This is a genomic window from Arcicella sp. GW821-FHT09D11 (genome assembly GCF_059416265.1).
Window position 1 is genome coordinate 355952 of record NZ_JBWKOV010000002.1, and the last position, 12145, is coordinate 368096.

General features: G+C 35.5%; 13 protein-coding genes. 10 read left to right on the plus strand and 3 right to left on the minus strand.

The window, feature by feature from the left end:
- Positions 1 to 15 precede the first annotated feature (15 nt).
- From AC07N0_RS06770 to smpB, 6 genes are all read left to right on the plus strand, one after another.
- Entirely contained in the window at positions 16 to 417 is a 402-nt protein-coding gene (locus tag AC07N0_RS06770) for a Dabb family protein (RefSeq protein ID WP_494588594.1), read from the plus strand.
- Positions 418 to 616: 199 nt separating this feature from the next.
- Complete coding sequence (locus AC07N0_RS06775; protein ID WP_494588595.1) at positions 617 to 1078, plus strand: GNAT family N-acetyltransferase; 462 nt, start codon at positions 617 to 619, stop codon at positions 1076 to 1078.
- Between the two features lie 265 nt (positions 1079 to 1343).
- The gene (locus tag AC07N0_RS06780; protein ID WP_494588596.1) at positions 1344 to 3791 is read left to right on the plus strand and encodes a penicillin acylase family protein; all 2448 of its coding nucleotides are present in this window, start codon (positions 1344 to 1346) and stop codon (positions 3789 to 3791) included.
- A 26-nt stretch (positions 3792 to 3817) separates the two neighbouring features.
- Positions 3818 to 4228, plus strand: a complete 411-nt coding sequence (locus AC07N0_RS06785; protein WP_494588597.1) for a hypothetical protein — start codon at positions 3818 to 3820, stop codon at positions 4226 to 4228.
- A 248-nt stretch (positions 4229 to 4476) separates the two neighbouring features.
- Positions 4477 to 5076 (plus strand): OmpH/Skp family outer membrane protein, encoded by a 600-nt coding sequence (locus AC07N0_RS06790; RefSeq protein ID WP_492801711.1) that lies wholly within the window; start codon positions 4477 to 4479, stop codon positions 5074 to 5076.
- A 126-nt stretch (positions 5077 to 5202) separates the two neighbouring features.
- Positions 5203 to 5658, plus strand: a complete 456-nt coding sequence (smpB, locus tag AC07N0_RS06795) for an SsrA-binding protein SmpB (protein ID WP_492801713.1) — start codon at positions 5203 to 5205, stop codon at positions 5656 to 5658.
- Between the two features lie 180 nt (positions 5659 to 5838).
- Here smpB and AC07N0_RS06800 read toward each other — a convergent pair whose 3' ends face one another.
- The 3 genes from AC07N0_RS06800 to AC07N0_RS06810 all read right to left on the minus strand — a co-directional run bounded on the left by AC07N0_RS06800 (position 5839) and on the right by AC07N0_RS06810 (position 9619).
- The gene (locus AC07N0_RS06800) at positions 5839 to 7602 is read right to left on the minus strand and encodes an ABC transporter ATP-binding protein (RefSeq protein ID WP_492801715.1); all 1764 of its coding nucleotides are present in this window, start codon (positions 7600 to 7602) and stop codon (positions 5839 to 5841) included.
- Between the two features lie 144 nt (positions 7603 to 7746).
- A complete protein-coding gene (gene lhgO, locus AC07N0_RS06805; RefSeq protein ID WP_494588598.1) occupies positions 7747 to 8946 on the minus strand; it encodes an L-2-hydroxyglutarate oxidase in 1200 nt (399 codons plus the stop codon).
- Positions 8947 to 9073: 127 nt separating this feature from the next.
- Positions 9074 to 9619 carry a hypothetical protein gene (locus AC07N0_RS06810; protein ID WP_492801718.1) on the minus strand — a complete coding sequence of 182 codons (546 nt, stop codon included), beginning with the start codon at positions 9617 to 9619 and terminating at the stop codon, positions 9074 to 9076.
- 280 nt (positions 9620 to 9899) lie between these two features.
- Between AC07N0_RS06810 and AC07N0_RS06815 the strand changes: the two genes are divergently transcribed.
- The 4 genes from AC07N0_RS06815 to rplI all read left to right on the plus strand — a co-directional run bounded on the left by AC07N0_RS06815 (position 9900) and on the right by rplI (position 12099).
- Positions 9900 to 10742 (plus strand): OmpA family protein, encoded by an 843-nt coding sequence (locus tag AC07N0_RS06815; RefSeq protein ID WP_494588599.1) that lies wholly within the window; start codon positions 9900 to 9902, stop codon positions 10740 to 10742.
- A gap of 143 nt (positions 10743 to 10885) precedes the next feature.
- Entirely contained in the window at positions 10886 to 11260 is a 375-nt protein-coding gene (rpsF, locus tag AC07N0_RS06820) for a 30S ribosomal protein S6 (protein WP_492801721.1), read from the plus strand.
- Between the two features lie 35 nt (positions 11261 to 11295).
- Entirely contained in the window at positions 11296 to 11547 is a 252-nt protein-coding gene (rpsR, locus tag AC07N0_RS06825; RefSeq protein ID WP_184137058.1) for a 30S ribosomal protein S18, read from the plus strand.
- Between the two features lie 108 nt (positions 11548 to 11655).
- Positions 11656 to 12099, plus strand: a complete 444-nt coding sequence (gene rplI, locus AC07N0_RS06830; RefSeq protein WP_492801723.1) for a 50S ribosomal protein L9 — start codon at positions 11656 to 11658, stop codon at positions 12097 to 12099.
- The last annotated feature ends 46 nt before the right edge of the window (positions 12100 to 12145 follow it).

Here is a 12145-nt window from a genome sequence, read left to right on the forward strand (position 1 = left end):
CAATAAATCAATGATATGAAAACAATAAAACGACGTTCATTCTTGGCCAATGTGGCAATTACTTCGGCACTAGCTACTGTTGCCATACCATCACAGGCAAAACCTAAAGAGAAAAAATTTGTGCATCACGTATATTTTTGGTTGAAAAACCCTTCGAGCGAAGCCGATAGAACAAAGCTCATTGAAGGATTAACGACGTTATCAAAAGTGCCTACTATCCGTTTCCATCACATTGGCGTGCCTGCTAGTACCAATCGTAGTGTGATTGATCGGAGCTATTCAGTTTCGTGGATGCTGTTTTTTGATAATCTGGAAGAAGAAGAAGTGTATCAAACACACCCTATTCATTTAAAGTTTATAGCAGATTACTCACACCTTTGGGAGAAAGTAACAGTCTACGATTCAGAACAGGTTTAGATTAAAGTAAAGCTAAACAGATCATCCCTAGCGAATGACTTAAGTCACTTGCTAGGGATGATCTGTTTTATAAAAGATATGAGCAATATTGCTAAAGGTTCAATAGTATTGCTGAATAATTCTTCGTCTTTTAGTATCTTCAAATGAAATTTAGAAAAGTTTTAATCCATTTCTTTTGCATATTCAAGATACAAAACCCATGAACCAGATTACTATAAGAAAAGCCACTTTTGATGATTTAGAAACCCTCTATCGTTTTGAACAAGGCGTTATCGAAGCCGAAAGACCATTTGATAATACACTGAAAAACGAACTTATCCATTATTATGATTTAGAAGGTATGATTACCGCCTCACACATTGAATTATTAGTGGCTGATTTAGAGGGCGAATTAATAGGTTCGGGGTATGCTCGTATCGAAGATGCAAAGCCATATCTTCAACACCCTAAGCATGGCTATTTGGGTTTTATGTATGTCGACCCTAACCACCGTGGAAAAGGAGTAAATATGAAAATTATTCAAGCGCTGAAAGAATGGGCACGCTCACAAAATATCACAGAACTTCGTTTAGACGTATACCATGATAATATATCAGCTATAAAAGCTTACGAAAAAATTGGTTTTAGCAAACACATGATAGAGATGAGGCTGGGCTTATAAAGTGCAGAAATGGAAATAATCAGCAACATGATATTATGCTATCTATTTTAAAGTATTATAGCAATACGTCCAGATATTGAAGTATCAATGATAGATAAGTCATAATAAAGCAAGCTGCTCAGAATCAGTATCCTATGTTAATTTTAAAAAGCACTGAATATTAAATAAATTTCTTTACTCGCTTAATTTTCTTTGATGACTAAGATTAATATAAAATTTCTCTAAATTAGTGCAATTATCGTCGAACTAACATTTCCTACTGTCAATGAAAGATTCTAGAGTACCAGCAATTATCTCCTTGGTTATCACCTTTGGTTTGTGTTATGCCCTTAGTACAAATTGGGGAACTGCCCCTGCTTTTGGCCGTTTCCTAAGTCCTTTTACAGGTTTCTGGGTGAATGCAGAAAAACCTTTGACTGATAAGGTTGTTCAAGGTTCCCTACAAATTGAAGGGTTAACAGATGAAGTAACCGTTGAGTATGATGAATTAGGTATTCCGCACATTTTTGCCAATAACGACCACGACTTATACCTAGCTCAAGGATATGTTACAGCAAAAGATAGGTTGTGGCAAATGGAGTTTCAAACACATTATGCGGCAGGACGTTTGACGGAAATAGTAGGAGAAAAAGCGTTAGAGTCGGATAAATATAATCGTAGGATGGGGTCTGTTTATGGTGCAGAAAAATCTTTAGCAGGAATGTTAGAAGACCCACAGGCTAAAGTAGCTATTGAGGCTTATTCAGATGGGGTAAATGCTTATATCAACCAATTAAAAGCTAGAACGCTACCAGTAGAATACAAGCTTTTAGGGTATAGTCCAGAGCTATGGACACCTTTGAAAAGTGCCTTGTTCTTAAAAAATATGTCTTTCGTACTAGCTTCTGGTACAGATGATTTACGTATGACGAACATTTTGAGAAAATATGGCAGAGAAGTTGCCGAAGAACTTTTTCCTAATTATCCTTTTGAAGAAAGTCCGATTATTCCCACAGGAACCCCCATTGATTTTACGCCACTTCCTTTGCCTAAAGCTCCAGCTGATTTTATAGGAATAGGAAGCATGAAAGCAAGCACAGAGCGTGATAAAGGGATTGGTTCGAACAACTGGGCAGTAAGTGGAAGTAAATCAGCTTCAGGTTTACCATTGTTGGCTAACGACCCACACCTTACTTTAAGTTTGCCTTCTATCTGGTATCAGATGCAATTAGTGGCGCCGAATGTAAATGTATATGGTGCAACAATGCCCGGAACACCTAATATCATTGGAGGTTTTAATCGTGACATCGCTTGGGGTGTTACTAACGTAGGTGCTGATATTGTAGACTGGTATGAGGTAAAATTTAAAGATGCTAAAATGGAAGAATATTGGCATGATGGACAATGGAAGAAAATTACAAGACGTTTTGAACAGTATATCATGAAAAATGGTGACGTAGTAAAAGACACCGTTTTGTTTACCCACCATGGACCAATTGTATATTTAGATAACGAAAAACCTTTCAAGAAAAATATTCCTACAGGACATGCTCTTAGATGGGTAGCACACGATAAATCACAGGAATTGACGACATTTTATCGTTTGAATCGTGCAAAAAACTATGACGATTATGTAAAAGCCCTAAGTTTTTATTCTGCTCCAGCACAGAATTTTGTGTTTGCCAGCAACCAAGGTGATATAGCTCTGTGGGTAAATGGCAAGTTTCCATTGAAAGCCAAACTACAAGGCAAATATATTTTAGACGGAAGTGACAAAGCCGCTGATTGGCAAAGCTTTATTCCTCATGCACATAACCCTCATGTGAAAAATCCAGCAAGAGGATTTGTGAGTTCGGCTAATCAATCATCTACTGACCCTAGTTATCCATATTATATCAACTGGGAGTTTGCGCCTTCTGAACGTGGCAGACGTATCAATCAGCGTTTAGAAAGTATGACCAACGTTACTGTAGATAGTTTAAGAGATTTGCAGAATGATAATTATAACCTAAAAGCCAATGGTATGTTGGATAAGCTAATTAGTTTGGTAAAATCACCAACTGCGAAACAAGCCAAAGCCATCAAAGTATTACAAGCATGGAATAAGAAAAATGACCCAAATGAGATTGCTCCAACAATCTTTGAGACATGGTCTAACTTTTTATATGAGTCTATTTGGGAAGATGAGTTTGGTTATGATGGAAATATTCCAATGATGTATCCTTCTTGGGATAAAACAGCACAGATGATTAACCAAACCCCAACAGTTAAATGGTTTAATAATGTAAAGACTAAAAACAAAGTTGAAACGCTTGAAGACATCGCCAGTATATCATTAACAGCTACAATGGATAGTTTGACAAAGTGGCAAAAAGCAGATATGGGCGATAGTTGGGCATGGGCAAATTATAAATCAACAGATATTAGGCACTTGATTCCGGGATTGAATTCATTTAGTAAGATGGATGTGAAAATCGGAGGAGGTAGAGGTATCGTAAATGCTACTACCGAACGCACTGGGCCTTCGTGGAGGATGATTGTGCAACTAGGCAAAAACAATACTTTTAAAGGATATGGCGTAATTCCAGGGGGACAATCGGGAAATCCGGGTAGCCCTCATTATGATGATATGATTGAAACTTGGCGACAAGGTAAATTGAATGATTTATTATTCCTTCAAAGCAAAGATGAAAAATCGACAAGAATCAAAAAGACGATTAAGCTAACCAAATAATAAGTAGCGTTAAAAATTTAAAAAAAATGGCAAATAATATTTCAACCACAGATAAAGAATCGACATTATTAGGCAAAATAGGTTCTTCGTTTTTTAGTCCGCTTACTTCAATCATTGTTATGGTGGCTTTTGTGAGTCAGTATTTTTTTGATTGGTGGGTAATAGCCCTAGCAGCCTTTACTGCCTGTTATTTACAAGCAAAATCTAGCGGAGAGGCTTTTCGTAAAGGAGCAGCAGGGATTGCAATCCTGTGGCTTTTAGTGACATTATATTATCATATTGCTACTGATGGAATACTTTCTACCAAAATTGCATCCATACTTCCTTTGGGTGGCAACGCTGGTCTTTTAATAGCTGTAACGGTATTGATTGGTGGATTAGTAGGTGGTTTTGCAGGAATGAGTGGCTACTTAGTGAGGAAGTCTTTAGATAAATAAGATAGGCTTAAAGCCTTATAGGATAGAATTTTATTAAGTAAGCTTAGTATGCTTCTATTAAATAAAGTAGCATATAAAAATAGTAAAAAATAATAACTGTTTGATTATCAGTATAATATTAATCAAAATATCACATTTTCAAATTGATACAAAATTAGTATATTTGTTAAATTTTTATCTTCTAATTACCCCATCCGAAGACTAACATAATTCAAAAATTATCCCTTGGGGCAGGGGCTTTAACTGAAATGAAAAAATTATCCCTAATCTTGTGCAGTGGCTTATTAGCAATTGGATGTTTCTCGTGTGATAAATCTGCCAACAAGGAAAACGCAACATCAAGCTCTTCAACCTCAACTGCTAGTGGTGAAAAGAAAACAGTTTATGTAAATACTGATTCATTATTGGCAAACTATCAATTCTATAAGGATGCTCAAAAAGAATTTGAAAACAAAGGCTACCGTTTACAAGTAGATTTAGGTCAACGTGAAAGAGCTTTACAAGGTGAATTACAAGCAATTCAACAAAGAGCGCAAACAATGACACAAGCTGATTTGCAAGCTGCTGACATGATGTTGAAGAAAAAAGGTTCTGAATTACAGCAATACAGCCAACAAAAACAAGCAGCTTTAGCCGAAGAACAAGGTAAAAAAATGCAAGAATTGTATGCTAACATTCGTGAATATATCAAGAAGCATAATGCTGAAAACAAGTTTGAATTTGTATTAGGATATACTTTGAGTGGCGGTGGAATCTTGTTCGCTGACGATAGTGCAGACAGAACAAAGGAGATTGTTGAAGGCTTAAACAAAGAATATGCTGAGAAAAAAGGACCTGAAAAGAAATAAATAAAGATTATTCTTTAAAGTTTTTATAATTTTGCGAAAGAAAAGCCGTACAGATTTGCTGTATGGCTTTTTTTAGCAAGAATTAATCCTACACTTTTTATAAATAAGCATTAAATTTTACAGAAAATGGCAAAGGAGAGCATAGAAAAAAATATAGAAATTAAGAATAGAAGGGCTTCGTTTGAATACTTTTTCCTTGAGAAATTCTCGGCAGGAGTAATGTTGATGGGTACAGAAATTAAGTCAATTCGTCAAGGGAAAGTGAATCTTACTGACGCTTATTGCTTGTTTTTGAATGAAGAACTGTATATCAGACAAATGAATATTTCTAAGTATAACGAAGGGACTCATTATAACCATGAGCCACTAAGAGACCGCAAATTATTATTGACAAAAAAGGAAATTAAGAAATTACAAAACAAACTGAAAGACCAAGGGTTGACCATTGTTCCGACCAGAATGTATATTTCTGACAGAGGTTTTGCTAAAATAGACATTGCTTTGGCGAAAGGTAAAAAACTGTACGACAAGCGTGATACTATTAAAGAGAAGGATGTAAAGAGAAGTATGGAACGTGAATAAACAGTGTTTTAATTTTTTCCTGATTAAAACACTGTTTATCTAATGAACTAAGTAATCAATACAATTTAAGCAACGTTTTTATTTATCGTAAACGATTGATAGCTAGTAATACTAATCACCAATTACTATTTACTATTTAAGTAATAGCTCAAATCTCATCACTCACAGCTACTAATTTAGCTAGTCTATTTCTATCGAATCTTTTTCGCCAACTTGTTGTCTCCACATCGCATAGTACAATCCTTTATTGTCTAATAATGCAGTATGTGAGCCATTTTCTACGATTTTCCCTTTTTCCAATACAAAAATCTTATCGGCATGCATAATGGTAGAAAGTCGGTGGGCAATCACGATGGTAAGATGAGTATGTCCTTCAGAAACTTCACGAATAGTTTCTGAAATTTCTTCTTCTGTTAGCGAATCCAATGATGAAGTAGCTTCATCAAATACCAGTAAATTTGGGTTACGCAATAAAGCTCTAGCAATGCTCAAGCGTTGTTTTTCACCACCCGATACTTTTACGCCACCTTCACCAATTACGCTATCAAGTCCTTTGTCGGCACGTTCTAAAAGCGTATTACAAGCTGCTTTTTTCAATACATCCAAACATTGTTCGTCAGTAGCAGATGGATTTACGAATAATAAATTCTCTCTGATTGTTCCCGAGAAAAGCTGAGTGTCTTGTGTTACAAAACCAATACGCTCACGTAGTTGGTCGAAATCAATCTCATTATAGTTATGCCCATTGAAAAGAATTTTACCATCTTTTGGTCGATACAAACCTACCAGTAATTTCACCAAAGTAGATTTCCCAGAACCAGAAGGTCCTACAAAAGCAATGGTTTCACCTTTTTTAGCTTCAAATGAAATTTTACGCAAGGCATCTTTCGTAGCAGATTGATGACGGAACTGTACATCTTCAAAAGCCAAGGTATCGATGCTAATCACTGGATATGGATTAGCTGGCTTTACTTCTACTGGAATTTTAAAAATGTCTTCAAAATTCTGTAAAGAAACTTCTGCTTCACGATAGGTATTTACGACATTACCAATTTCTTGTAATGGACCAAAAAGGAAGAACGAGTAAATATTCAATGAATAAAATTCACCAATGGTTATCTTTTTTTCATATATCAGGTAAATCAATACCAGTACCATTAATGCACGAATTAAATTCACGCACGTACCTTGTACAAAAGACATTGAACGTACATAACGTACCTTTTTGAGTTCAAGGGCTAGGATTTTCTGAGTAGTAGCATTCAATTGAGCCACCTCTTGTTTGGCTAAACCTAGTGATTTTACTAATTCAATGTTTCTTAAAGATTCTGTAGTAGAACCTGCCAAACCCGTTGATTCTCGAACGATTTGTATTTGAATCGTTTTTATTTTTTTACTCAATACCGAGCTAATCCATGCAATCAGGGGGCCTGTTACTAAAAACAAAGGCAGAATCATCCAATGTACGGAAAAAGCATATATTGAAATAAATATCAAGGCAATTACCGACTGGAAAAGGATATTGATACCTACAGAAATTAACTTTTCTACATCTACTCTTACTTTTTGAAGCTTACCAAGTGTTTCTCCAGAGCGTTGGTCTTCGAAGCTTTCATAAGGTAATTCTAAGGAATGGCTAATACCATCGGCATAAATTTGTGCGCCTACACGTTGTGTGACAGTACTGATAAAATAATCTTGAAAGTTTTTAGCTACTCTACTTACAAATGCTACTCCTACCGAAGCACCAGAGAGGGGGAGAATAGCATATAAGAACTCATGAACAGTATGATTGTCTGAATTATAAACTGTTGCGACATCATCAATGATTTTACGAAAAATAAAAGGGTCAAGAAGTGAAAAAATTTGATTAATAGCCGCCAAGGCTAAGGCACCAAGTACGGTAGCTTGGTATTTTTTTAAATAACGGTAAAGTATTCTCATGTGGATTGATCGCTGAATTATGGGATTACTTATTTAACTGAAACAAAAAAAAATAAGTTCTAAACAACTTACTTAACCATAAAAGAAATAGCCTCAAAACTATTAAATCTAGTTCTGAGGCTATTTTCTTAATATTAACTTTATCTAAAAACGCTTTAAAGCCATTTCAGAAACTGTTTGTCCGATTGATAATGAAGAAGTTGCAGCAGGAGATGGCGCATTCAAAATATTGATTACTTTCTCGTCTTCGATGATAGAGAAGTCATCCAATAAACCACCTGTACGGTCGCAGGCCTGTGCTCTTACACCAGCACCACCTTCAATTAAATCAGATTCTTGAATGTCTGGAATTAATTCTTGCAAAGCCTTTGTAAAAGCCGCCTTAGAAAAACTTCTGTACATTTCGCCCAAGCCTGTTTCCCAATATTTGGCTGCTACTTTCTGGAAACCACCCCACGCAAGGGTCTCCCACAGTTCTTTTGGGTCGATGTCTAATTTTTTATATCCTTCTTTTCTGAAAGCCAGTACCGCATTTGGTCCCGCTTCAATACCCCCACGCATCATTCTGGTGAAGTGTACCCCTAAGAAAGGAAAATTTGGGTCTGGAACAGGATAGATTAAGTTTTTAACCAAATAATGTTTCTCTGGACGAATTTTAAAATACTCGCCACGGAAAGGAACAATACGCACATCAATTGGATAATCTTGCGACATCTGCGCTACTTTATCAGAATACAATCCTGCACAGTTAATCACCAATTTAGTTTCGTAGGTATTTCTTTCAGTTTTGATGATTGATAACGAATGCCCTTTGGTAACGCCTATTACTTTTTCATTAAAAAGTAACTCAGCACCAAGGCTTCTTAATTTATCCGCCATTTTTTGCGACACTACTTTATAATCAACAATCCCAGTTTGTGGAACCCACATACCTTCTACACAAGTAACATAAGGTTCATATTCTTTTACTTCTGCCGACGAAATTTTACGCAAACCCTCTAATCCATTTTGTTGGCCACGGATATATAAATTCTCAAGCTGTTGGCGTTGTTCGTGCTTGGTAGCTACTACTACTTTTCCCGTTAATTCATAAGGGATATTTTCTTGATTACAAAAATCTATTAGCTGATGATATCCACGGATACAATTGGTTGCTTTCAGTGAACCAGGCTTATAATAAAGCCCTGAATGAATAACACCAGAATTATTACCTGTTTGATGAACTGCTACTTCACGTTCTTTTTCAAGTACCAAAACTTTCATTTCTGGGCGTTGTTCCTTGATTCTTAGAGCGGTAGCAAGCCCAACGATTCCTCCACCGATTACGATAATATCGTGCTGCATAATATATTTTAGGGTTTTCTCTTTAAATTCCTTAACGAAAATAGGCTGTAAAGATACAACAAAAAGACCTCTGACGATTTAAAACATCAAAGGTCTTTTAAATTAGTCCGTAATTTCACTCAAATTATTATATCGGAGATAGTTTATACGTTGTTGTAATCTCTGTAACCGAAGAGGGTGAAGCGCCTAAAAAAGCCAAAGTCATCGTCCAAGCGTCATCCTGAGAACCATTTGGTCTTAACACAGAATTATACTCAATTACATCTTTATTGAACTGAACAATATCAAAGACTTCTACTGGACTATTTTCAATAGCCAGTTCTAATTGTTTGTCATTATTGAGCAATTTCCACTTACCTTTCTGTACAACTAAACCTTCTTGAAGGCTTACAATAGTACCATCAGTCTTGAAATTGATTTGGATTTTAGAAATTGTATTGTTCAAGCCAACATTTTGTTGTCTTGAAAACACAAGTTTAGTTTTTGAGCCACCTTGGATATTAATTTCTCCATATTGCCAAAAACTGTTAAGAAGCGTTTGTTTAACGCTAGTAGTAGTGCTCTTTGCACTGCTTGCAGGAACTACCTTTTCTAAAGGCGTAATACTTTCGTTGCAACTAGTCATCAGCCCAATACACAGTATTGAGATGATCAATAATAATGGTTTTCTCATGAAATTTAATGGCGGTTAAATTCATTACAAATATAGTTGCTACAATGAGATTTCAAAGGGCTTCTGGCATGCTGACAGCCCTCTGAAATTTTATGATTCCCATAAGAAAGATAAATCAGTGTTTTTCGTTATAAATCTTAAATAAACGGCGTATTTTTTTTTGTTAAAAGTTGAAAATTTTTTCTGATTTTTCTCTATTATCTTTGATTTTCGCCAAAAGCCATAAAAGTATAGGCTAAAATGCATTCAACATGAAATATTATTATAACCAGCAAGTCCAATGAAAACACTTCTATTGCTCATGTTTTGTAGCTTTTGTACAAGCCTTTTTGCTCAGGTAACAACAACGAAAGAACCCAGATTTTACCTGCTGAAACTGAAAGTAGTGGATAGCGAGACAAGTGGAAATCTGGAAGGCTCGTTTGTGAAAGTATTCAATAAGACCAAGCAGCAGCTAGTAGACTCTGTTAGGGTACAGAATGGCTATGCAAAAATCAAACTTGAAAAAGGGAATGATTATGATATCATTGCACGATTCGATGAATACTTAACGCGCCGTGCAAACTTTAATGCTGCTTGTTATTTGCTTGATTCAAAAAAAACTTTTTGTGTATCGGGCATCATGATTGAAAATGTAACTGCATTGGCTAATCAAAATGAATTAATAGAGGCTACTATTAATATGCAAAAAATAAACCTCAATGATATTTATAGGATTGATAACATCCATTATGATTTTAATAAATGGGAAATCAAGAAAGAAGCCTTTCAAGGATTGTACACACTAATACAAATTCTGAAAGACAACCCTGATATAAAGGTAGAGCTAGGTTCGCATACCGATAGTAGGGCAGACGAGGAATATAACATGAGCTTGTCGCAAAAACGTGCATCACAAGCGGTTAATTTCATTATTACAAAAGGGGGAATTGCCCAAGAAAGAATTATTGCCAAAGGTTATGGCGAAACCCAGTTGCTGAATCAATGTAAGGATGGAGTAGTATGTTCAGAGAAAGAACATGCTATTAATAGGCGAACCGAAGTAAAGGTATTAGGGTATAAAAACAGTGAAAATATGAATAAAGTACAAAAGGCGGGGGCTATTTCGGGGGCTAAAAATTGAAAATACGTTAAGAGTAGATGTTTAGCAATGCCTTTATATAATTCTATCTTGCTGATTATCAAAAACTTTATCAGTAATGTTTTGTAATTACAAAGGTTATATGTAATTTTGCACTCCAATTTTTAAAACAACATTACATACTTATGGAATTACGTAATTATGAAACGGTATTCATCTTAACTCCCGTTTTGTCTGAACAGCAGACAAAGGATGCCGTTGAAAAGTTCAAAAAAATCCTAACGGATAACAATGCTGAAATCATTAATGAAGAAGCATGGGGAATACGTAAGCTGGCGTATCCTATCAAAAACAAACAAACTGGTTACTATTATATCATCGAGTTCAAAGCAGAAGGAACTTTAGTAGCTAAATTGGAGCTTGAATACAAGCGTGACGCTGAAAGAGTGATTCGTTACTTGACAACTGTTCTTGATAAGCACGCAGTTTCATACAACGAGCGTAAGCAAAAAGGTTTGGTAGGTAAAAAACCAGTAGCTGCAGAAGCAAAAGCAGAATAAGTTAAGACATTCACGAAATTCAACATTTTGAAATCATGACATTAGTAAACGAACCAGTTGACAAAAGCGTAATCCGCAAAAAATATTGCCGTTTCAAGAAATCAGGCATTAAATATATCGATTACAAAAACCCTGACTTTTTATTGAAGTTAGTAAACGAACAAGGAAAAATTCTTCCTCGTCGTCTTACAGGTACTTCTTTGAAATTTCAACGTAAAGTAGCTGTAGCTATCAAACGTGCTAGACATTTGGCTTTAATGCCTTACGTAGCTGACGGATTGAAATAGTTATTATAAATAAGGTTTTAGATAATAGGTTTTAGGTAATAAGAAATGGACTGATGGTTTTAACTGTTGCCTTTCAATAAAGCCCTGATACCTTAATAAAATAAAAAAATGGAAATCATCTTAAAGACTGACATCGCAGGTCTCGGTTATAAAAATGACGTAGTTAACGTGAAACCAGGATATGGACGTAACTACTTGATTCCACAAGGTTTCGCATTACAAGCGACGGGATCAAACAAAAAAATTCTTGCTGAAAATATCAAGCAAGTAGCTCACAAAGCTGAAAAAGTGAAATTAGATGCTTTAGCTTTGGCTGAATCTATCGGTGATATTACATTAGCAATTGCTGCTAAAGTAGGAGAAAGCGGTAAAATCTTCGGTCGTGTTACTACTATCCAAATTTCTGAAGCTTTGAAAGAAAAAGGATTTGACGTAGATAGAAAGAAAATTGCTTTGGATTCTGAAGTGAAATTTGTTGGTGATTATACTGCAACACTTGATTTACACAAAGAAGTGAAACACAAAGTGAAATTCACTGTAGTAGCTGACTAATTATTTATCTATAAATGGTTAACTACCGTTTGATAAATTATTTAAA

Coding starts and splice junctions, on each gene's coding strand:
- AC07N0_RS06770 (WP_494588594.1), top strand. CDS start 16: ATGAAAACAATAAAACGACGTTCATTCTTGGCCAATGTGGCAATTACT.
- lhgO (WP_494588598.1), bottom strand. CDS start 8,946: ATGCAGCACGATATTATCGTAATCGGTGGAGGAATCGTTGGGCTTGCT.
- AC07N0_RS06800 (WP_492801715.1), bottom strand. CDS start 7,602: ATGAGAATACTTTACCGTTATTTAAAAAAATACCAAGCTACCGTACTT.
- rplI (WP_492801723.1), top strand. CDS start 11,656: ATGGAAATCATCTTAAAGACTGACATCGCAGGTCTCGGTTATAAAAAT.
- rpsR (WP_184137058.1), top strand. CDS start 11,296: ATGACATTAGTAAACGAACCAGTTGACAAAAGCGTAATCCGCAAAAAA.
- AC07N0_RS06790 (WP_492801711.1), top strand. CDS start 4,477: ATGAAAAAATTATCCCTAATCTTGTGCAGTGGCTTATTAGCAATTGGA.
- rpsF (WP_492801721.1), top strand. CDS start 10,886: ATGGAATTACGTAATTATGAAACGGTATTCATCTTAACTCCCGTTTTG.
- smpB (WP_492801713.1), top strand. CDS start 5,203: ATGGCAAAGGAGAGCATAGAAAAAAATATAGAAATTAAGAATAGAAGG.
- AC07N0_RS06810 (WP_492801718.1), bottom strand. CDS start 9,619: ATGAGAAAACCATTATTATTGATCATCTCAATACTGTGTATTGGGCTG.
- AC07N0_RS06785 (WP_494588597.1), top strand. CDS start 3,818: ATGGCAAATAATATTTCAACCACAGATAAAGAATCGACATTATTAGGC.
- AC07N0_RS06775 (WP_494588595.1), top strand. CDS start 617: ATGAACCAGATTACTATAAGAAAAGCCACTTTTGATGATTTAGAAACC.
- AC07N0_RS06780 (WP_494588596.1), top strand. CDS start 1,344: ATGAAAGATTCTAGAGTACCAGCAATTATCTCCTTGGTTATCACCTTT.
- AC07N0_RS06815 (WP_494588599.1), top strand. CDS start 9,900: ATGAAAACACTTCTATTGCTCATGTTTTGTAGCTTTTGTACAAGCCTT.